General features: G+C 42.4%; 18 protein-coding genes and 3 pseudogenes. 12 read left to right on the top strand and 9 right to left on the bottom strand.

The window, feature by feature from the left end; translation table 11 throughout:
- Positions 1-122 precede the first annotated feature (122 nt).
- Positions 123-1,319, top strand: coding sequence for a Bcr/CflA family multidrug efflux MFS transporter (locus QV280_RS13570; RefSeq protein ID WP_152820403.1), 1,197 nt, complete (start codon positions 123-125; stop codon positions 1,317-1,319).
- Between the two features lie 108 nt (positions 1,320-1,427).
- Here QV280_RS13570 and QV280_RS13565 read toward each other — a convergent pair whose 3' ends face one another.
- Together QV280_RS13565 and QV280_RS13560 are read right to left on the bottom strand one after the other, a co-directional pair.
- Entirely contained in the window at positions 1,428-2,336 is a 909-nt protein-coding gene (locus tag QV280_RS13565; RefSeq protein WP_152820401.1) for an aldo/keto reductase, read from the bottom strand.
- A 153-nt stretch (positions 2,337-2,489) separates the two neighbouring features.
- A complete protein-coding gene (locus QV280_RS13560) occupies positions 2,490-3,071 on the bottom strand; it encodes a hypothetical protein (protein ID WP_253912544.1) in 582 nt (193 codons plus the stop codon).
- 176 nt (positions 3,072-3,247) lie between these two features.
- Between QV280_RS13560 and QV280_RS13555 the strand changes: the two genes are divergently transcribed.
- Complete coding sequence (locus tag QV280_RS13555; protein ID WP_152820400.1) at positions 3,248-5,326, top strand: alpha-amylase; 2,079 nt, start codon at positions 3,248-3,250, stop codon at positions 5,324-5,326.
- 88 nt (positions 5,327-5,414) lie between these two features.
- Here QV280_RS13555 and QV280_RS13550 read toward each other — a convergent pair whose 3' ends face one another.
- Positions 5,415-6,185: a siderophore-interacting protein gene (locus QV280_RS13550; protein ID WP_152820398.1), complete on the bottom strand. Its 771-nt coding sequence runs from the start codon at positions 6,183-6,185 to the stop codon at positions 5,415-5,417.
- A 257-nt stretch (positions 6,186-6,442) separates the two neighbouring features.
- On the opposite strand from QV280_RS13550, the gene QV280_RS13545 reads away from it, so the two are divergent.
- Together QV280_RS13545 and QV280_RS13540 are read left to right on the top strand one after the other, a co-directional pair.
- Positions 6,443-6,697 (top strand): hypothetical protein, encoded by a 255-nt coding sequence (locus tag QV280_RS13545; protein WP_152820396.1) that lies wholly within the window; start codon positions 6,443-6,445, stop codon positions 6,695-6,697.
- A 10-nt stretch (positions 6,698-6,707) separates the two neighbouring features.
- Positions 6,708-7,046: a DUF1971 domain-containing protein gene (locus tag QV280_RS13540; RefSeq protein WP_023405183.1), complete on the top strand. Its 339-nt coding sequence runs from the start codon at positions 6,708-6,710 to the stop codon at positions 7,044-7,046.
- An 82-nt stretch (positions 7,047-7,128) separates the two neighbouring features.
- Here QV280_RS13540 and QV280_RS13535 read toward each other — a convergent pair whose 3' ends face one another.
- Both QV280_RS13535 and QV280_RS13530 read right to left on the bottom strand, forming a co-directional pair.
- Positions 7,129-7,587, bottom strand: a complete 459-nt coding sequence (locus QV280_RS13535; protein WP_152820394.1) for a YHS domain-containing (seleno)protein — start codon at positions 7,585-7,587, stop codon at positions 7,129-7,131.
- Between the two features lie 96 nt (positions 7,588-7,683).
- On the bottom strand, positions 7,684-8,898 hold the full coding sequence (locus QV280_RS13530) for an MFS transporter (RefSeq protein ID WP_152820391.1): 1,215 nt from the start codon (positions 8,896-8,898) through the stop codon (positions 7,684-7,686).
- Between the two features lie 115 nt (positions 8,899-9,013).
- Between QV280_RS13530 and soxR the strand changes: the two genes are divergently transcribed.
- Positions 9,014-9,469, top strand: coding sequence for a redox-sensitive transcriptional activator SoxR (gene soxR, locus QV280_RS13525; RefSeq protein ID WP_152820389.1), 456 nt, complete (start codon positions 9,014-9,016; stop codon positions 9,467-9,469).
- A gap of 130 nt (positions 9,470-9,599) precedes the next feature.
- Here the strand turns inward: soxR and QV280_RS13520 are convergent, their stop codons facing one another.
- Positions 9,600-10,985, bottom strand: coding sequence for an NCS2 family permease (locus tag QV280_RS13520; protein ID WP_253912543.1), 1,386 nt, complete (start codon positions 10,983-10,985; stop codon positions 9,600-9,602).
- A 1,026-nt stretch (positions 10,986-12,011) separates the two neighbouring features.
- Between QV280_RS13520 and tnaA the strand changes: the two genes are divergently transcribed.
- Together tnaA and QV280_RS13510 are read left to right on the top strand one after the other, a co-directional pair.
- Positions 12,012-13,478, top strand: a complete 1,467-nt coding sequence (gene tnaA, locus QV280_RS13515; RefSeq protein ID WP_152820386.1) for a tryptophanase — start codon at positions 12,012-12,014, stop codon at positions 13,476-13,478.
- 118 nt (positions 13,479-13,596) lie between these two features.
- A complete protein-coding gene (locus QV280_RS13510; protein ID WP_253912542.1) occupies positions 13,597-14,853 on the top strand; it encodes an aromatic amino acid transporter in 1,257 nt (418 codons plus the stop codon).
- Positions 14,854-15,177: 324 nt separating this feature from the next.
- Here QV280_RS13510 and grxB read toward each other — a convergent pair whose 3' ends face one another.
- Positions 15,178-15,813, bottom strand: coding sequence for a glutaredoxin 2 (grxB, locus tag QV280_RS13505; protein ID WP_152820376.1), 636 nt, complete (start codon positions 15,811-15,813; stop codon positions 15,178-15,180).
- Between the two features lie 190 nt (positions 15,814-16,003).
- Positions 16,004-17,029 (bottom strand): zinc-binding alcohol dehydrogenase family protein, encoded by a 1,026-nt coding sequence (locus QV280_RS13500; protein ID WP_152820373.1) that lies wholly within the window; start codon positions 17,027-17,029, stop codon positions 16,004-16,006.
- Positions 17,030-17,460: 431 nt separating this feature from the next.
- Between QV280_RS13500 and QV280_RS13495 the strand changes: the two are divergent.
- From QV280_RS13495 to QV280_RS13485, 3 genes and pseudogenes are all read left to right on the top strand, one after another.
- Positions 17,461-17,655: pseudogene (locus tag QV280_RS13495) on the top strand (HipA domain-containing protein); the annotation flags it as partial.
- Positions 17,656-17,796: 141 nt separating this feature from the next.
- The gene (locus QV280_RS13490) at positions 17,797-18,042 is read left to right on the top strand and encodes a type II toxin-antitoxin system CcdA family antitoxin (RefSeq protein ID WP_152820370.1); all 246 of its coding nucleotides are present in this window, start codon (positions 17,797-17,799) and stop codon (positions 18,040-18,042) included.
- Positions 18,042-18,359 (top strand): CcdB family protein, encoded by a 318-nt coding sequence (locus QV280_RS13485; protein ID WP_152820368.1) that lies wholly within the window; start codon positions 18,042-18,044, stop codon positions 18,357-18,359. The genes QV280_RS13490 and QV280_RS13485 overlap by 1 nt, the downstream gene beginning before the upstream one ends.
- Positions 18,360-18,524: 165 nt before the next feature.
- Here the strand turns inward: QV280_RS13485 and QV280_RS13480 are convergent, their stop codons facing one another.
- The gene (locus tag QV280_RS13480; RefSeq protein ID WP_152820366.1) at positions 18,525-18,869 is read right to left on the bottom strand and encodes an antibiotic biosynthesis monooxygenase family protein; all 345 of its coding nucleotides are present in this window, start codon (positions 18,867-18,869) and stop codon (positions 18,525-18,527) included.
- A gap of 279 nt (positions 18,870-19,148) precedes the next feature.
- Here QV280_RS13480 and QV280_RS13475 point away from each other — a divergent pair.
- Positions 19,149-19,485: pseudogene (locus QV280_RS13475) on the top strand (helix-turn-helix domain-containing protein).
- Positions 19,478-19,672: pseudogene (locus QV280_RS13470) on the top strand (HipA N-terminal domain-containing protein); the annotation flags it as partial. The pseudogenes QV280_RS13475 and QV280_RS13470, both read left to right, overlap by 8 nt.
- Positions 19,673-20,132: the final 460 nt, after the last annotated feature.

Below are 20,132 nucleotides of genomic sequence, written 5' to 3'. Positions count from 1 at the left end.
TGCTAACACTCCGGCCTATTGTGAATGCCTACATCTCCTTATTTAGCGCATAATTTGGGTTCTACTCTCAAAAGTACAAAGCCGTTTCTGCAATTTTGTACCTCAAAGCATGTGACTAAATAATGACAGCCAACTCTAAGCCCATATTTCACCTAACGCTAGCGATGATGCTCACCCTTGGCGCTATCTCGGGGCTAACGCCTCTTTCAATGGATATGTACTTGCCGGCGATGCCAATCATGGCCACCGATCTCGCAACTAGTATCAACAGTATCCAATTCACATTAACCATTTATATGGCAGGCTTTGCCATAGGGCAAATTGTCCATGGCCCGCTATCCGACAGTTATGGCCGAAAATCGGTATTAATGATAGGTATCGCGCTGTTTGGCATATCGTCACTGACTAGCGTATTTGTTGATTCGGTTTTTGCATTAACACTATCACGCTTGTGTCAGGGACTAAGCGGCGCCACAGGAGCGGTTGTGCTAATGGCGTTGATTCGCGACATGTTTAATCGCGAGGCGTTTTCTCGAGTAATGTCTCTGGTCAGTTTGATCATGACCATAGCCCCACTCGTTGCTCCTTTAATTGGCGGCTACCTTACCGTGTGGTTTGGATGGCGCTCCATCTTTATATTATTAGCCAGTTTATCTGTGGTGATGATTCTGCTTATTGCCAAGCAGTTGCCAGAAACGCTGCCGGTAGAAAAACGTCAACCCCTGAAGTTTCGCTCCATCTTCCTAAATTACATACAGGTTTTGCGTAATAAGAAATCTCTAGGGCTCATCGCTTGTGACTCGCTCGCCTTTACCGGAATGTTTTCGTTCTTAACCGTAGGTTCATTTGTTTATATCGATATTTTTGGCGTGAAGGTTGAGCACTTTGGCTACCTGTTTGGCTTGAATGTGATTACCATGACCTTATTAACTATGATCAATGCAAAGTGGGTAGTCAGCATTGGCGTACACAGCTTATTGCGTGCAGGCTTAGCGCTCATCGTTCTAGCAAGCATCGGCTTAATTAACGTGTGGTACTTTGATTTAGGTATTGTCGGATTGGTTCCTTGCATCATGGTGTATGTGGGATCAATTGGACTAATTAACAGTAATTGCATGGCACTGTTACTCAACAACTACTCTTCTTTAGCAGGTACCGCATCAGCACTTGCCGGAACAATGCGCTTTGGTATGAGTGCCGTGCTAGGCTCCATTGTGGCAGGTTCCCCACATAATCCGACCTTTACTCTGGTATTGAGTATGGTGCTGTGCGCCTTAGGTGCAACTTGCGCTTATATTTATACGGCTCGCAACGCTTAATTTAATTGCCCATCGACTTTTATATAAATATCTGAAATAAACAAAAATGGCTTAGTTGTTCGCAACTAAGCCATTTCTCGTTAAGTGTCTTTGCTTTTTATGTTTTGTCTATGGCACACCATGGCCTTTCGACGCTACCCACACTCGATACCATTGCTCGTTGGTCATATCCAGTTTAAGTGCCTCTACCGCTGAGCTTACGCGCTCTATCTTGCCTGAACCAATAATAGCCAGTGGTTTTGATGGCAGTTTTCTGACCCAAGCGTAAATGACCTGATCAATACTGCATGCCCCTAACTCTTCTTTTAATGCTTCTAGCTCGCCTCGAACGCGCTGTGCTTGCTCGGTATCACCACCAAAAATAGCGCCACCGGCTAAGCATGACCATGCCATAGGGCGAGTGCGTAAGGTTTGCATGAGATCGAGTGTGCCATCATCGGCAACATCAAAGTTTAATGGGTTAATTTCAACTTGGTTGGTTACCAAAGGCGCATCTAGGCGCGATTGCAGTAACTCAAAGCCGCGCGGAGTAAAGTTTGATACGCCAAAGTGCGAAACCTTACCTGACGCTTTTAAGGTTGCAAAAGCTTGCGCCACTTCATCAGCGTCCATTAAGGCATCTGCGCGGTGCAGCAACAATACATCGATATTGTCGACTTGCAGATTGCGCAGTGAGTTCTCTACTGAAGCGATAATATGTTGCTGTGATGAGTTGTAGTGATTGATTTTGCGTTGTGGCGTTTTATCGCCGCAGAGCATGATATTGCACTTAGTGACAATTTGTATTTGCTCGCGGATGCTTTTATCTAACGCCAGTGCTTCGCCAAATAGACGCTCACACTCATAGTTGCCATAAATGTCGGCATGATCAACGGTGGTTACGCCTAATTCTACATGTTGATGCAAAAAAGCAAGACGTTGCTCTGGGGTCATATTCCAATCAGCAACACGCCAATATCCTTGTACTAACTCTGATAACTGCGGTCCCTGTGGGGCGAGAGTCACTTTCTGTACCATTAACTACTCCAAGTTTTGTCGGTCGAGTAAGCCCTCATCCTATGTGCTGTAGTGCTATTGCTCAATTAACGAGTATTTAAATTGCATTGAATTAAGTAAGAACTGCGAGGCTGGACACACATTGCAGGGACTAAGCTGTACATTTCATCCACATCAATGGGCATCAAACTGCGTGTCCCCTTGGGTGTAAATAAGTTGTATCGCGGTTTTATCGCTCTGCCATAACACTGAATATTGCTGATCTAGACTTTGCCAATACAAGACTCTTGGATCCGTGGCTCGATAACCTTGGATAAATTGTTGTACCTGTTTATCGACCTCGGTTGCGGATTGAGTGGTTAATTGCTGGGTGATATCGAACATGTGGCCCTTTATTTCAATTTTGATTAATTGAAAACCATCGCTTCTTAAACCTAGTTGCAATTCATTGAAATAGACCAAGCTAAACTCACTGTTTAATTTCAGTATTGGCTTTTGTTGTCCGTCAAACGCAACCGTCCCATACATGGGAGTTCGATGTATAACTACCTCATCGGAACAAAATAAAGGCGTTTCATTTTCTGCACAGTCAAACCATTGGCTAGATTGGCGAAAATCGGTTTCGGTCCACGCATGATATTGAGAGGAAATAAAAGAGGGGTACCAATGCGGGTTTGGGGCCGCTTGTAGTGGTACGGGTAGCATAATTAAAAACATCAAACAGCAAATTGTGCTGCGCAATTGGTGAACACTCATATGTGTGAGCTCTGTGGCATTAGGCGATAAACACTATAACAAATCATAAAAATCAATGAACTCCTTTGTGTTTGCGCAGTTAATGATCTGCACTGCAAATTCCTATCGAGCTATTTGAGCTCAATGCCAAGTTTGGTCATTCTAAGCCCAATTGAGACATTATCTATGGAGCTTCCATGACCATCAGAACAACTTTAGTTTATGGCGCTGTACTATCCGCTATCGCATTAAGTGGATCCCTTGCGTACGCCGCTGGCCCTAATATTTCTATCGCCACTTCAACTACGGCTAGAGACTATCCTTTAAACGCCAGTGAACCGCTAGTGGTTACCTTAAACAAAAACCAATACACTTTTACTGTCACCGGTTTAGGCGGTAATTGTATTGCGCCTGATTCGCAGAAAATTCGTTTTAACACGCCACTGGGCCTGAACTGTGAAACACAAACTGAGCTCCCGTTTAATATTCGATTTTCTGGTGATTACGCCATTACTTATGATAATCAACAACATACTCTTTTAATTAAGCGCCAACCTACACAGGCCGTAAAACAAACTTTTGTCCGCCCTTTGCCTAAAGTAGGTTGTGAAGCATATACCGATATGCCTGCTGAAATTAACGTAGCCGATACTTTTGCCGACGGCACTCAACTCAAAGAAGCGTTTAGTGGCCAAGTTGCGACGGTAAATAACGGCGTAGTGGTTTTTAACCCTACACGTAAAACCGGTAGTGTGATGCTAATAGAACCTGTGGCTAAAAAATCTAGCACAGATGCAAAACCGTTAGATTGGCGCAATGCCAATATCTACTTTGTGATGGTAGACAGATTCAACAACGGTAATAGCAGTAATGATCATAGCTATGGGCGTCAACAAGATGGTAAGCAAGAGATTGGCACCTTCCATGGCGGTGACTTACAAGGTGTAATCAACAAACTTGATTATATTCAATCTCTTGGAACCGATGCTATTTGGCTCTCCCCTATTGTAGAGCAAGTGCATGGCTTTGTCGGTGGTGGCGATAAAGGCTCTTTTCCTTTCTATGCTTATCACGGCTATTGGTCACGAGATTTCACCAAGATTGATGAAAACTTTGGTAATGACAACGACCTGAAAACATTGGTCGAGCAAGCGCACAAACGCGGCATCAAGGTAATGTTAGATGCGGTGATCAATCACCCAGGCTATGCCACCTTAGCCGATCTTGAATTTGATAACATTGATGTCCTCAAAGCGGCTGCCAAAGACCAAGATCTCACTAAATGGCAACCGAAATCAGGCAAAAACTGGCACTCCTCTCATGAGCTTATCGACTACCAGAGTCAAAATTGGTCGCAATGGTGGGGCGCAGATTGGGTGCGCTCAGGTCTGCCAGGATACGATAAACCCGGTAGCAGTGACAAAACATTAACGCTAGCTGGGCTGCCTGATTTTAAAACCGAATCAGATAAGTTTGTCACACCACCGCAATGGTTGTTAGATAACCCCGGCACGCATGTAGTGGCAAAAGAGCATTATCGGGTTGCTGATTATTTAGTCGAATGGCAAACCGACTGGGTGAAACGTTTTGGCATCGATGCTTTTCGTGTCGACACAGTAAAACACGTAGAAGGTGATGTTTGGCTGGATCTAAAAGCGCAAGCCAGTGAAAAATTAGCACAATGGCAAAAAGAGAACCAACGCCCACAGCAACCGTTTTGGATGATGGGAGAAGTATGGGCGCATTCGGCTTATCGTTCACCGTATGCCGATGAGGGCTTTGATGCTCTAATTAACTTTGATATGCAAAAACAATTGGATAGAGGGGCGACCTGTTTCTCTGACATGCGTAAGACTTATGCCAATTACAGCGCCGAAATTCAGCAAAACCCCGGATATACGCCTGTTAGCTATATGTCTTCTCACGATACCGAGTTGTTCTTTTCACGCTTCAAATCTTTTGAGATGCAACGCAATGCGGCCAACGCTTTATTGCTATCACCGGGCGCTATCCAAATTTATTACGGCGATGAAATAGCCAGAGAAATTGGCCCGTATGCAGACGATTTTCATCAAGGCACACGCTCAGATATGTTGTGGAAACTTGATGCACAGCGAGAGGGTTTGTTAGAACACTGGCAAACACTGGGGCAATTTCGCCAGCGCCACCCTGCTATTGGCGGCGGCGTACATAAAGATCTCAAGCAGAGCAGAGGTTACGCTTTCTCTCGCACCCTCGATGATGATGCGGTGATCGTGTATTACTCAGGTAGATAACAGAAATTAATCAGCAAGCTCCGCTTATGCTATGGAACGTGTAACATGGAGCTTGCTGGTTTAACTGTTTAAAAACTACAATTCCCCGTTATTCATGCGCTTCGGCATCTTGTTTTTTCAATACTTTATGCCCGTCTTCTGCAATGCCCTCTTTCCAATAACTGCTGATATAAATGTCATCCTTAGGGATATTTTTATCGTTTCTAAAGTATTGGCGCAGCTCGCGCATAGAATCAAAATCGCTCGCCACCCAAACAAAGGGAGAGCCATCCAGCCACGGCAATGCTTGCACTGTTTTATTTAATGACTCATCTGTAATCCAAGTGGCTTGCATATTGCTCGGGAGCGAAAGGGGTTGAATATCGTCTTGATGAGTCACTTTGATCACCACATACCCTATCGCTTGCTTAGGCAATGTTTTCAGCTTGGCTGATAAAGCGGGCAAACCTGTCATATCCGCCACCATAAAAAACCAATCGGCATCAGTATTAATGGGCGCGATTGCGCCCGGCCCCATCAAACTAATCTCATCGCCGACTTGTGCGGCATCGGCCCAACGAGTTGCAAAACCGCTGTCTGGGTCTTGGGTAATGTGACGCACAAAATCGACTTCGATAGAGGCAGTGTCTGGCATGAAACGTCGAATGCTATAAGTGCGCATAATTGGCCGAGAATCAGGCGCTATCTCAGAAATGGTATTGCCTTTCCCGTCAAACAAAAACTTAACATAGCTTGCTGCGCAATCTTCTGGGAAATTAGCCAGTGCCTCGCCTTGTAACACCACTCTTTGCATATTGGGAGAAATACGTTGCGTACTAATGACGGTCACTCGCTTAGGTGTTGGTTTTTTTCGACTCATATTCCCTGCCTTATTTATTTGTCCTTTACTTAGATTAGAAGTGTTCACTTAAACAGGCGAGAAATTACCCTGAAAATAGAACAGCATTATCTAAATGATAATTATTTGTGTTTGCGATAACGAAATAAGATTGTCAATTTAACAACGAAACTAACCGCATATTCGTAAGTAATTGAAATTAGTAGATTTAATTTTTTGGCACGGCAATTGCTATGTATAAAGTATCAAATAGATAATCAAACCGATAAGAGACCATCATGTATCAGATGTTTTTAGAAAACCAAACTGCAGAGGCTTACATTGAGGAGCTTCAATGCCAATCCGCACACTGCTTCGCAAAAGAGCGTAACTCTTCTGCCAGTTTGCTTTTTAAAGGCATCCAAAATGCTGTGCACTCTATCTGGTCTTCGCTGCTGAAAAATACTGTGTTGCCAAATCTCAATCAATCTCAACACTCTATCGCAAAGCAGTCTACAGTTACCTTTACATCAATCACACCAACCGGTGTGTAGGAGAAAAATTATGAGCCATTTAAGAATCCCAAAAAACTGGACTATCCAACGTTCTACTCCATTTTTCACTAAAGACAGCGTGCCACAAGCTTTACTTACTCATCACAACACTGCGGCAGAAGTATTTGGTCAGCTTGTTGTAATGGAAGGTACTGTAACTTACTACGGTTTTGCTGATGGCGATGCGACAGAACCTGAAGTCACTGTAGTGATCAATGCCGGTCAATTTGCAACTAGCCCACCGCAATACTGGCACCGCATTGAAATGTCTGATGATGCGCAATTCAACATCAACTTCTGGTCTGATTCAGACAAGCGTAACGAAAAAATGTTTAACGCTAAGAAATAACTAACAAATAACTAAGACTAAGAGAGGCGCGCGCCTCTCTTTTCTTGGCTGCTGTTATTGAAAAATAACCGCAGAACAAGCGTTACTGCGCCAACAATGTTGGCCAGTGACCATCCGCTTTAGCAATATTATTCGGTACGTCTTTTACCCATTTTACCTGAACAGATTGGTTGTAATTAAGGTACAGCTTGCCTTCATAAATAGACCAAGCATTTGGATCAATCTTCGCGGTATAGCCATTGCTGACTGCCCATGCACAATATCCCCCATATTGCGGAGCATATTTTTCTGGATTTGCTACAAACAAGTTTCGGTTTTCTTCAGACGAAAAATACCAAGTCGCATCCTTCCATTCATATTGATACTGCTTATCCCCTTTTTGCGCCTTTTGCATCGTAAAATACGCCACGGGATCATAGCCTTTAATCGCTTTCCCAAGAAAATCGCTGTACACCGCATCCAATGCAAATACGGATCTGGCGAAAAATAACAGGCCGATTGCGATCAACATACTGATTCGAGTTGTGACTTTCTTCTTCATTGCTGTGCCCCCTTGGCTATTTGTCTCTTATAGAATAGACACTATCTATCAGAAGAAACTTTCAGCACAATTTTTAGCTATAGTTATCAAAGACATTCAAGTAAGCGATGGATTTATTTTACGCGCGCCGTGCAATCTATTGTTAAGACGCATCATCATCAAGACCGCGAACAACATAACACCAGCGGCAATAAAGAAACCGAGTTGCGTGATACCAAAATGGCTTAGAAACGCAATGCCAACATAGCTGATGCTTTGCGCTAATGTCGCAAACATCTGCAACCCGCCATCGGCTCGGCCACGTTGATCGATGCGGATACTATGATGCATCCAATTAGTACGAGCGATTCGATTTAAAGCGTTAAAGGTGCCAAATAAAAACGTGAAGACCAATATAAAGTGTGGCGATGGTGACAGACTCATTCCCACCAGCATGATGGCGGCAAACCCCATAGAACCCATCATAATCCGTTGATGAGAGCCCAAGCCTAATAAACGACTGACCAATAACCCCGTCATTAATGATCCCATGCCAAAGGCAATGTTATAGCCGGCAAACCAATCACCAGAGATACCCATTTCGGAAAACCAAATAGGAACCAACTTAGTTAAAAAAGTTAAGATTGGGTAGCTCAGTGCAGACAGCATCAAGAACACATAGAAGTGCGGCCTTTGAGTGTATATCTCGCGACTCTCTTTCATCTGCGTGACAAAAGAAACTGCCTTTGATTGACGTAATTGTCGGCGATATGGCGTTAATATATAACTGACCGTTGCGATGGCTGAGGCGCTAGCTGCAAAACAGGCAAATTCATACATGCCCCACCTTTCTAGTAACAGCACGCCTAATGCTCCAGCACCTAACGTAGCGCCTTGCATTATCACTTCTTGCTTCCCTGAAAGCGCCGCATATTCATGCTGTTCAAAATTCTCTTGAGTAAAAGCGTTATTGGCGGTCCACGCTAAGTTACTGGATGTCCAAAATACTATCTGCGCAATGGCTAACAACCACAGAGATTCATAGCCCAATCCATAAACCAGCGCGACTAAAAGTGCCGTGCTCGTTTGCAACATTTGCACCCATATCAACAAATGTTTCCTTGAGGTTCGATCTATCAAGGTTGAGAAAATGGGAGTCAGACAAAAAGAAAGTGCGGTACAAACAAGCGCTAATATCGCGACAAATACCCCCATATTTGGAGTAGATAGCATGATCCAAGGGAGCGCCATCATAAATAAACCGGATGAAATGCCATCAAAGAGCTGTCCTGTCAGATAGGGGCGTGTACGATTTTTTACAGTCAATCCCATACTTATATTCCATTTATTGCTTATTTGATGCTAGGTTAATACCTCAAGTTAACTTGAGGTAAAGCGCTTTCGCATTTAATTATGCAAAAGGGCGAAACAAATACGGGGATAATTTATGGAAATGACCATTGGTGAGGTAGCAAAAAGAACTGGGGTTAAGGTCTCTACCCTACATTTTTATGAACAAAAAGCGCTTATCTACAGTTGGCGAAATCAGGGCAATCAAAGACGTTATCATCGCAGCGTAATACGCAGAATTGCGGTGATCAAAGCGGCGCAAATGGTTGGGCTGACCTTAGACGAGATTGCAACGTCACTGGCAGATTTACCAAAGCATCAAGCTCCCAACCGCCAGCACTGGGAGCAAATGGCGTTAAATTGGAACGCCATGCTCGAACATCGTATTGAGCAGTTAAAAGCACTGCAAAACGATCTCGGTGGCTGTATTGGTTGTGGTTGTTTATCTATGGAATCGTGCGCGATTTACAACCCGCAAGACATTCGAGCAAAGCAATTTGCTGACAAAACCATGCTCACTCACCCTGAAGAATGGTCTAGCAACATTGAGTAAGCTCTAACGTGTTTTAACCTTACACGATGACCATTAATTGCGGCGATTGATATAACCCCTCACGTAAAAAAATACCCAGCCAATTGGCTGGGTATTCATAATTCTATGTAACTGTGTTGTATAGCGAAGCTTAGATAGCCCAACCACCAGCGTAGAACACAACCAAAATAATGGTGATCAATAAGATACCGAAGTTTAGACGTTTCCACTCACCCGCGAACACACGGCCAACCACTAGACACATGAAGCCAAGCATAATGCCCGTTACGATGTTGCCTGTGAGTACGATAAATACCGCACATACAAGACCTGAAAGTGCATCAACTGAATCTTCAAAGTCCAGTTTACGAACGTTACCTAGCATCAACAGACCTACGTACATAAGTGCAGGCGCAGTTGCGTAAGAAGGAACAAGGTAGCTAATTGGAGCCACAAACAATAGTAGAAGGAACAGAACGCCAACCGTTACCGCAGTTAGACCTGTTTTACCACCTGCTGCTGTACCTGCTGCTGATTCAATGTAAACCGCTGCTGGCGCGCCACCTACAGCACCAGATACGATGCTAGAGATAGAATCAGAAGTCAGCGCTTTGCCGCCATCGATGATGTTGCCTTTCTTATCAAGAAGGTTAGCTTGACCTGCTACTGCGCGGATTGTACCTGTTGCATCAAAAATCGCGGTCATTACCAATGCCAGTACACTTGGTAGTACGATTGGGTTAAGTGCGCCCATGATATCCATAGAGCCAATCAAAGAGCTGTCGCCGCCGATACTAGGCAGAGCGAAGAAACCTTGGTATTGCACTGCAGGATCAAAAATAAGACCAAAGATCGAGATAGCCACGATAACCAATAGAATGCCGCCAGGAACTTGACGTTTTTCTAGGCCAAAAATCGCCGCTAGACCTAGCATTGACATGATTACAGGTAGAGAAGTGAATTCGCCCAAAGTTACAGGCAAGCCAGCTACTGGGTTTTTGATCACAAGACCAACACCACTTGCGGCGATAAGTAGTAGGAATAAGCCAATACCAATACCCGTACCGTGCGCGATACCTGAAGGTAAGTTGGTTAGAATCCACTGACGCACACCCGTTACGGTAATAGCCGTAAAGACCACACCCATTAGGAATACCGCGCCTAGAGCAACCGGGATAGATACGCCTTGCCCCAATACTAAGCTATAAGCGGTAAATGCGGTCAATGAGATAGCACAACCAATCGCCATTGGTAGATTTGCCCATAACCCCATCAACAGAGAACCAAACGCCGCCACTAAACAGGTTGCGATAAACACTGAACCTTGGTCAAAACCTGCGTTGCCTAGCATGCTTGGCACAACGATTACGGAATACACCATAGCTAAGAAGGTAGTTAACCCCGCTACTACTTCACGGCGAACGTTACTTCCGCGCTGTGAAATCAAAAAGAATGTATCAAGCCAGCCGCCAGTAGCAGATGTGCCATTATCATTCAGTCCCGCTTTTGAGGACTGATTTGATGTATTCTCGGACATTTTGTTTCCTTTGTGTTTGTTGGAAAAGCCCCTGACAAGCTCATTTCCCATAAAAATGTTAGTAAAAATTTCAGTGGCGAAAAAATACAGCTAAACGTTTGCGTGTGCAATAGTTAAAATCGTTTGTACACCATATTTAGCAGAAAAAATGAACAGCCCACTAAGAATCGTCCAGATCCTGCATAAATGGCAACTAATAAGACATATCTTTATATCTTAGTATTACTTTGCGATGAAATTACCACTCATAATTACGATGAATACTATCGATATGAAACAACTATCATTTATTTATTCTTTGCAGTGTTACTCATTTTAGTTAATAGGCAATGAATGACCAAAGTATAAATTTGACGGTGATCAAATTAAATATAGTGAAATACTCAATAAAACTCTATTTTAATAGCGAATAGACCTTATCTGTGATCTTCATTTTCCCATTCGTCACAATTATAATTAACTGGCGTTTCATTCATTATTAATATGCACTATTATTCTTTCCATCAAGTTATACAACATTGCAGAATAAAACGGAGACATCAAATGTCTATCTACTACAAATCGCAATCTGAAAAAGAGCTAACCCTGTTAGCTTGGTATAATATTGATCATCAGTTGTCTTTCCACTTGTCGTCAGAGTAACCTTGTAAACCACTGTTATAAATCAATATTTTATTTTTACCACTGACCATTAGTCATAAATCCGTTCAACAGAACCTCTCAATAACTTGCGAGTTCTGTACTGTGATTGTTGTCTTTTAGGTTGGCCGTAAGCAAACAAGTTTAACGTTAAATTATATAGAAAATATTTAGATTCAATATAGTTAACTTTTGCTTATATAAATATTGACCAATAACTTTAATAATAAAGCTCCACCAATAAAACTTAACTCTAATAAAATAATAGAGTGAGTCTGTATACTTACGTGATTAATAAAATAGATTTAATAAATACACGTAATTAAAAATAACATCCTACATTATATAAGTGGTGTTCTATACACCCAAAAATCCAAAGGTATTATTATGGAAAACTTTAAGCATCTACCAGAACCATTCCGCATTCGTGTAATCGAGCCTGTGAAACGCACAACTCGTGAGTACCGCGAAGAAGCTATCATCAAATCAGGAATGAACCCGTTTCTACTGGACAGTGAAGATGTATTTGTTGACCTACTAACAGACAGTGGCACCGGCGCTATTACTCAAGAAATGCAAGCCGCTATGCTACGTGGTGATGAAGCCTACAGTGGTAGCCGCAGCTACTACGCTCTAGCAAATGCCGTAAAAGATATCTTCGGTTACGAGCACACGATTCCAACTCACCAAGGACGTGGTGCAGAGCAGATTTATATTCCTGTTCTTATTAAGAAACGTGAAATGGAGAAAGGCCTAGACCGCAATAAGATGGTTGCACTTTCTAACTACTTCTTCGATACAACTCAAGGCCACACTCAAGTTAACTGCTGTGTTGCGAAAAACGTTTATACAGAAGAAGCATTTGATACTTCAGTAAACGCAGACTTTAAAGGTAACTTCGACTTAGTTAAACTAGAAGAAGCTATTTTAGAAGCAGGCCCTAACAACGTACCTTACATTGTTAGCACAATCACTTGTAACTCTGCAGGTGGTCAGCCAGTTTCTATTGCTAACCTAAAAGCTGTGTACGAAATGGCACAAAAATATGACATCCCAGTCATCATGGATTCTGCTCGCTACGCTGAAAATGCTTACTTTATTCAGCAACGTGAAGAAGGCTACCAAGATTGGACTATCCAAGAAATCACTCGCGAAACCTACAAGTATGCTGACGGCCTAGCAATGTCTGCTAAGAAAGACGCAATGGTACAAATGGGCGGCTTGTTGTGTTTCAAAGATGACTCAATGCTAGATTCGTACACTGAATGTCGTACTTTGTGTGTTGTTCAAGAAGGCTTCCCTACTTACGGCGGTCTTGAAGGCGGCGCAATGGAACGTCTAGCGGTTGGTCTATATGACGGCATGCGTCAAGAGTGGCTAGCTTACCGTATCGGTCAGGTTCAATACTTGGTTGATGGCCTAGAGAAAATTGGCATTGTTTGTCAACAAGCAGGCGGACACGCTGCATTCGTTGATGCAGGCAAACTTCTTCCTCATATCCCTGCAGGTCAATTCCCAGCACACGCACTGGCTTGTGAGCTGTACAAAGTTGCCGGTATCCGTGCGGTTGAAATTGGTTCTCTACTATTGGGTCGCGATCCTGCTACAGGTAAGCAACACCCATGTCCAGCTGAGCTACTGCGTTTGACTATCCCACGCGCAACTTACACGCAAACACACATGGACTTCGTTATCGAAGCATTCCAGAAAGTTAAAGAGAATGCAGCCAATGTGAAAGGACTTGAGTTCACTTACGAACCTAAAGTATTGCGTCACTTCACTGCTCGACTAAAAGAAGTTGAATCAGTAAAAGTTGCACCTAAGACTGAAGAAAAAGTACTAGAAACAGCATAAGCAACACAATATAAGGCCTCAACTTTTGGGGCCTTTTATATTTCAGACCCAAAAAACCATCATAAATAAAAATAGGTTTGGGTATTAAATTCTAATAACGTGAAACAAAGGATCATCTATGGCACAAAGTATTGATATGCCCTTAGAAAAACAGGGAGCGAAGGAAAAAGGTCCTTCCCTCATTGGAGGCGCATGTATCATTGCTAGCGTCTGTGTGGGCGCAGGAATGCTAGGCCTTCCAAGTGCGGGAGCGGGCGCATGGACCTTCTGGTCAATCGTTGCTATTTCCCTCACAATGGCAGTCATGACCATCTCTGGTTGGATGCTACTTGAAGCGTACAAAAGCTACGATTTAAAAGCTTCTTTTAACACTGTAACTAAGGATATTCTTGGGGAAAAAGTTAACCTATTTAACAACTTAACCGTTTACTTCGTGGGTGGCATCTTACTGTACGCTTACATCACGTCTTCAGGTTTGATCCTGCAAGATATGCTCGGCGTTAGCAGTCAGATCTCCTCTATTCTATTCGTTTTAGTTTTCTCCATTTTTGTCTGGCACTCTACTCGCGCTGTAGACCGTATTTCGGTCGTTCTCATTACTTTTATGATTTTAAGTTTTGTGTTTGGCGTATCAGGGCTAGCGGTTAATGTTGATTTCGCTATTTTGTCTGACTCAATCAATAGCAACGCAAGTTACACTCCTTATGTACTGGCTATGCTGCCTGTCGCACTGACCTCTTTTGGCTACCACCACTCTGTAGGTTCTATGCGTTCTTATTACGGTGATGAGAAAAGAGCCAGTAAAGCGATTCTACTTGGTACAAGTATCGCATTAGCTTTGTACTTCCTATGGCTATTCAGCATTTTTGGCAACCTGCCACGTACTGACTTTGTACCTATCATCGAGCAAGGTGGCAACATTGATGCCCTACTTGGCGCTTTAGGCTCTGTCATTGAATCTGAGCGAGTAGCAAGTGCAATCAACACCTTCTCTATGGCGGCTATCTTGTCATCGTTCATTGGTGTAGGTCTGGGCGTATTTGATTACCTAGCTGACTTGTGCAAATTTGATGACACTAAACAAGGTCGTGGTAAAACTTGGGCTGTGACTTTTCTACCACCACTGGTGCTTTCTTTACTGTTCCCATTCGGTTTTGTTATCGCTATCGGTTACGCAGGCGCAGCAGCAACGGTATGGACTTGTATCATCCCTGCACTTCTAGTGTACAAAGCACGTAAAACGAATACAGGTGAAAACACCTTTAAAGCACCTGGCGGCAACGCGATGGTTTACGGCGTAATTGCTTTTGGTGTGTTAACTGCGGTATTCCACCTAATGTCTATGGTAGGTTTATTACCATCATTTACTGGTTAAGCTATTGATTTTTAGTTAATTAATTAGTCATTTCTAATAGCGAAAAACAGAAAAGAATTACAAGCTATTACGCTTTCCTGTTGCTTAACCTTACAAATGCACTCAAACGCCTTAATGATAGTCACTCCAGACTCATTGAGGCGTTTTTTTTTGGATAGATATTTGTTCTATGGGGTATTTTTTGGCGTAAAGATCTAGCACGTTGTTGGATAACAATGAGTAAAAGGAGATCACAGCCTTTATTGTCTTCTAGTTTGATGAAGAAAGCCCCGAGCTATCATAGTGATAACTCGGGGCTAATTAATGTGCTTTCATCCAACCAGCCTAAAAAGTTAGTAAACTTGCACCTAGCTCATTACTGTTTGTTTCTAGCCATAATTTAAGCTCTTGCGGCCACTCAATCGTAGATTCGGTAAAGAAGCCACGCAGTAGCGAGAAGTAGATTGCCTGATCAACCAAAGGGAGTGGCGATCTACCCGCATTCGGTTGGATCAACGCTTCAGCTTTAAGTAACTGTGCATTCACGTCTGCAACAATCTGCTCTGTGTTTTTTAACAGGCGAACAAAGTTCAGCTCTTCTGTCTCTTTCTTTGCTTGCCATGCAGCAACACTTGCTTCAGTAGCGAACTCTTTTAGATTCAATTTCGTCCAGCGGGGGTAGCCAATTCTTTGAATCAAAGGGAAAGCCTCACGCTGAAATACCAACGTCTCTGCCGATGGTACAGCTACCGCATCAATACCAGCTTGCTCGATAAAGTAAGCAATGATATCCATGCTTTCCGCCATCACGCTACCATCAGCTTTCTCCAATACTGGCACCATTTTCTGACCGATTAAATCAATCAGAGTTTGTGCATCAGCATAATCCACAACCTGGTATTCAACGTTAAGTTTCAGTACATTAGCAACGTAAGCAACACGTGCACAAAATGGACAATGCTCGTAGATATACAGTTTCATCAATAATCCCATTTATTATATTTTGAATTATACCAATCACACTAAGTAAGTGATCAGAACTAGCGCAGGAAAAATGCTCGAGAACAAGGCACAATTTTTCGATAAGTAGTTATTCTACAATCAAAAATTCTAACGCCGTTATCGAGTATTTTAACAAGCTAGAATGACCAGTTATTTAGTACGATTGGTATTAGTATTTAATCGCAGTTTTGCCAATTGATGCGCTACTTTCGATGCGTTGATGTGCGTCTTTTAGCGTCTCAACACTAAAGCCATTCAATGTTGTAGTGAGTGTTGACTTAATGCGGCCAGCATCAATCAAGTTTGCCGCTTGGAACAGGATATCTTGCTGCTTCTGAATATCGTCAGTATTAAACAGTGAGCGAGTGAACATCAATTCCCAGACAAAGCCTGCTGATTTGCCTTGTAGTTTTGATAGGTCAACACCACCATCAAATTCTACAATGGAGCTGATCATGCCTTGTGGAGCAATCAGCTCAACCATTGCATCCCAGTGGCCCTTGGTATCAGCAACGTTGAAGATGTAGTCAACATGTTGAATTCCCTGCTCACGTACTGACTCCACCAGATTACGGTGATTCACAACATGGTCAGCCCCCATATCTCTTACCCACTGCTCCGTCTCAGGTCTTGAAGCCGTCGCAATCACTGTCAGGTTAGTAAGCTGTTTCGCCAATTGAATCGTTATCGAACCGACACCACCCGCACCACCAATAATTAGGATAGACTTCTTCTCTTCTGGGCGAACTCGTAGGCGATCAAACAAGGCTTCCCAACCTGTCAGTGTTGTTAGAGGCATGACTGCAGCTGATTCGTCAGAAAGACTTTTTGGTGCGTGAGCTGTGATTCGGTAATCGACCGCTTGATACTCAGCATTCGCCCCCATACGTGTCACATCACCTGCGTAATAAACACGGTCACCAATTTCGAAGCCTACAACATTGTCGCCTTTAGCAATCACTTCACCCACTGCGTCGTAACCTAATACTTTTGGTTGTTCTAGGGTTTTATCTTGTGCGTTACGGATACGAATCTTCGCATCTGCAGGGTTAATCGAGGTCGCACTCACCTTCACAAGCAGGTCATTGTCTTTTAACTCTGGCAGGCTTATTTCAAACTCAAATAAGCTATCTTGCTCTGTAATTGCTAGTGATTGAGTAAAACCAATTGCTTTCATAGTTGTTGGTGCTGACATGTTGTTTCTCCTTTGATTGGACACCCACATCATAGAGATTTTTTATCCTAGATAAACCGCCTAATCTTTTAATTACATTCAATTTATTTTTGATAATCAAACTACTCGAGCGTGTAGTGTAAGGATACTTACCTGTTAACCTAGTTAGATAACACCTTGTGCAACCAACCACTAGTATTGTCTGTCTTTATATTTCCGAAAAACTCGAGTTAGTCAGTAAGAGTAGTGACCGTAAATTTAATAACATTTACGGTTGCATCGGGTTATTGGTTGTTAACGTTGGTATTGTTTCTTCAGTTTTTTAACTCTTCTGGATTGTTTTTTTCTAACTCTTTTTCATATTCATTCATATGTTTCGAGATCCAAATATGAACGTTTTCCACATAGAGAGTAAAACCAACTTGCTGCTAATTGGAAAGAGGAAGGTTGGTATGGGTAAGTTACAACTGTTAGATATGTTTATCGGTACGAATACCAAAATTGGTTGTTTGATTCTTCCTGTCGGAACAGAAACAGAGTTCTCGTTCATCTATGAAGATGGATCGAAACACACTGGTGTCCCGATTTCACCACACATCCATTTTGATGATCAGGCTTCGCCACGAAGTATCGAGAACTATCTCAGGGTCAGGTCTTGAATTTTGCTTTTGAAGGTTTGGGTGCAAAAAGAAAGACCTGACCCCATTTATTTTGGGGAAAATTGTTTGTTATATGCCTAGCGCGCACCTATAATTAATGCGCATATAAAATACGCATGGATTGATACTATGAGAAACGCATTTGATAGACAAGCACCAAAGAAAGCAGCCAATTTAAGTTTGAATAGCGAGCTGCTAGCAGAGGCGAAACGTCTGAAGATTAACTTGTCAGCAACAATGGAAAAAGCCCTTGAGAAAGAAGTAAGCCAACGCCTTAAAGCTGAATGGCAAGAGCAAAATGCTGAAGCTATCAATGCTTGCAACGAGCTCACCGAAAAGCATGGTCTATTTTCTGACTCTTACCGAGTATTCTAATGTCACAATTTGCGCTATACCAAAACAATGATAAGAGCACTGCAACTGCTTACCCTTACTTTGTTGATGTTCAGAGCGAATTACTCGATACACTGAACACCCGACTAGTCATCCCACTAACACCTGTTGAACTGTTAGAAAAGAAAGCACCTAGTCACCTATGCCCTGTGATACATATTGATGAAGGTGACTTCGTTATTTTGACTCACCAAATGGCAAGTGTACCAACTAAAATCCTACGTGAGCCTGTCAATGAACTCAGCACATTTAGAGACGAGATCCTTGCCGCTATCGACTTTTTGATTACTGGCATATAACGCCTTGCTCATGCGCGCGTTTTGCGGAGCTACTTTTGGTGTTGTAATGGGAGTTTACGACCTTGAACCAAAAGTCGCGTAGAAAAATGTGTCTGCGTGCAGCAACTTAAACACTAAACGCAACGCATAACAAATCGGCTCGTGACAATTATCAATTTCGTCATATCACCCATGAACTTCGATGCTATCTTTAGGGGTTTCAGAGCGATGGTTTATACCATAGTCCCTCATAACACCTGCGACTCTCAGTCGATAGTCTTTAAATACTCCACCACGCCCTTTAGATTGTGCGTACCTGTGCGACTCTAACGCACGCCACTCTTGAATTGCCTCTTCATTTTCCCAAAATGAAAGAGAAAGAACTTTGCCTTCATTGGTAAGGCTTTGAAAACGCTCAACGGAAATAAACCCCTCTATTTCAAACAATTGTGACTTTATCTCATTGGCGATATCTAAGTATTCTGCCGTTTTACCCTCAGCAATTTGAACTTCAAAAATAACAGCTATCATATTTTATTCTCTTTAATCTGCTTGAATTGATATGAGCATTCTAACAAACTGATTTATTGATACTTGGTTCTAGGTCGAAGTGTGGTGGTATATAGGTTTAAATTCTGGTCTAGCTTGGAATGGAGCAAAGACATGGTTGTTAATGTTGGTATTGTTTCTTCAGTTTTTTAACTCTTCTGGATTGTTTTTCTCTAGCTCTTTTTCATCCATAAGTTACTTAAATTGTACTTTTAAATAATTTCTTATTTAGGTGCTACAAAAGTACATTAAAAGGCACTTATGAAAAAAGGTAAGATGGTAAAAGCACAACCTATACCTGACTTGAATACCGAATTCAGTATGGAAACGCTGGGGAGCGCCATTCGCTCAAAGCGCACCAATAGAGGCTGGCGTATTGATGATCTCGCTTCAAAAGCTAATTTATCTCGTAGGACAATCATGAAGATTGAAAAAGGCGATACCAGTGTCACCTTTACCAATGTACTTGTCCTCATGGATATCTTAGGGCGGTCGTTACGCCTTATCGACTTAAAACTTATTTACTCGTCCACATAACCAAATCCCCAACCAAGATGAAAACAGCGTGAGAAGCAATGAGGAAGGTTGGTATGAGTAAGTTACAACAGTTAGATGTGTTTATCGGTACGAATACCAAAATTGGTCGTTTGATTCTTCCTGTCGGAACAGAAACAGAGTTCTCGTTCATCTATGAAGATGAATGGAAACACACTGGTTTCCCGATTTCACCACACATCCCTTTTGATGATCAGGCTTCGCCACGAAGTATCGAGAACTATCTCAGGGTCAGGTCTTGAATTTTGCTTCTGAAGGTTTTTGTGCAAAAAGAAAGACCTGACCCCATTTACACTTGAGCGAAGCTAAACTGCCAAGCGTTGCGAATTACTCTTAAACAGATTGTATGCCACTCTTCAAATATGGGTGCTACCCGCACTAAAAATCACTACATCTTTTGGTGCAAGGAAAGTTCTTGCATTTGCTATAGTTCGTTGATTTTACTCTGAATTTTCATTACCAAAAATACTAATATCAAAGCGTTCAATATCACTCGTTTTCAATTCATCAAAGATGTGTTTATCTGACTCATCGAATGAATGACCATAAATAAACATTGCTCCTGTCTACAGGGTCAGGTCTTGAATTTTGCTTTTGAAAGTTTTTGTGCAAAAAGAAAGACCTGACCCCATTTATACAACTGCAATTTGTATTACCTTGAACTCAAACTCATCATGCCAAGCATTAATA

Source organism: Vibrio sp. B1Z05, assembly GCF_052955985.1.
This window is presented reverse-complemented; position numbering and strand designations above follow the sequence as displayed.

Coding starts and splice junctions, on each gene's coding strand:
- QV280_RS13570 (WP_152820403.1), top strand. CDS start 123: ATGACAGCCAACTCTAAGCCCATATTTCACCTAACGCTAGCGATGATG.
- QV280_RS13565 (WP_152820401.1), bottom strand. CDS start 2,336: ATGGTACAGAAAGTGACTCTCGCCCCACAGGGACCGCAGTTATCAGAG.
- QV280_RS13560 (WP_253912544.1), bottom strand. CDS start 3,071: ATGAGTGTTCACCAATTGCGCAGCACAATTTGCTGTTTGATGTTTTTA.
- QV280_RS13555 (WP_152820400.1), top strand. CDS start 3,248: ATGACCATCAGAACAACTTTAGTTTATGGCGCTGTACTATCCGCTATC.
- QV280_RS13550 (WP_152820398.1), bottom strand. CDS start 6,185: ATGAGTCGAAAAAAACCAACACCTAAGCGAGTGACCGTCATTAGTACG.
- QV280_RS13545 (WP_152820396.1), top strand. CDS start 6,443: ATGTATCAGATGTTTTTAGAAAACCAAACTGCAGAGGCTTACATTGAG.
- QV280_RS13540 (WP_023405183.1), top strand. CDS start 6,708: ATGAGCCATTTAAGAATCCCAAAAAACTGGACTATCCAACGTTCTACT.
- QV280_RS13535 (WP_152820394.1), bottom strand. CDS start 7,587: ATGAAGAAGAAAGTCACAACTCGAATCAGTATGTTGATCGCAATCGGC.
- QV280_RS13530 (WP_152820391.1), bottom strand. CDS start 8,898: ATGGGATTGACTGTAAAAAATCGTACACGCCCCTATCTGACAGGACAG.
- soxR (WP_152820389.1), top strand. CDS start 9,014: ATGGAAATGACCATTGGTGAGGTAGCAAAAAGAACTGGGGTTAAGGTC.
- QV280_RS13520 (WP_253912543.1), bottom strand. CDS start 10,985: ATGTCCGAGAATACATCAAATCAGTCCTCAAAAGCGGGACTGAATGAT.
- tnaA (WP_152820386.1), top strand. CDS start 12,012: ATGGAAAACTTTAAGCATCTACCAGAACCATTCCGCATTCGTGTAATC.
- QV280_RS13510 (WP_253912542.1), top strand. CDS start 13,597: ATGGCACAAAGTATTGATATGCCCTTAGAAAAACAGGGAGCGAAGGAA.
- grxB (WP_152820376.1), bottom strand. CDS start 15,813: ATGAAACTGTATATCTACGAGCATTGTCCATTTTGTGCACGTGTTGCT.
- QV280_RS13500 (WP_152820373.1), bottom strand. CDS start 17,029: ATGTCAGCACCAACAACTATGAAAGCAATTGGTTTTACTCAATCACTA.
- QV280_RS13490 (WP_152820370.1), top strand. CDS start 17,797: ATGAGAAACGCATTTGATAGACAAGCACCAAAGAAAGCAGCCAATTTA.
- QV280_RS13485 (WP_152820368.1), top strand. CDS start 18,042: ATGTCACAATTTGCGCTATACCAAAACAATGATAAGAGCACTGCAACT.
- QV280_RS13480 (WP_152820366.1), bottom strand. CDS start 18,869: ATGATAGCTGTTATTTTTGAAGTTCAAATTGCTGAGGGTAAAACGGCA.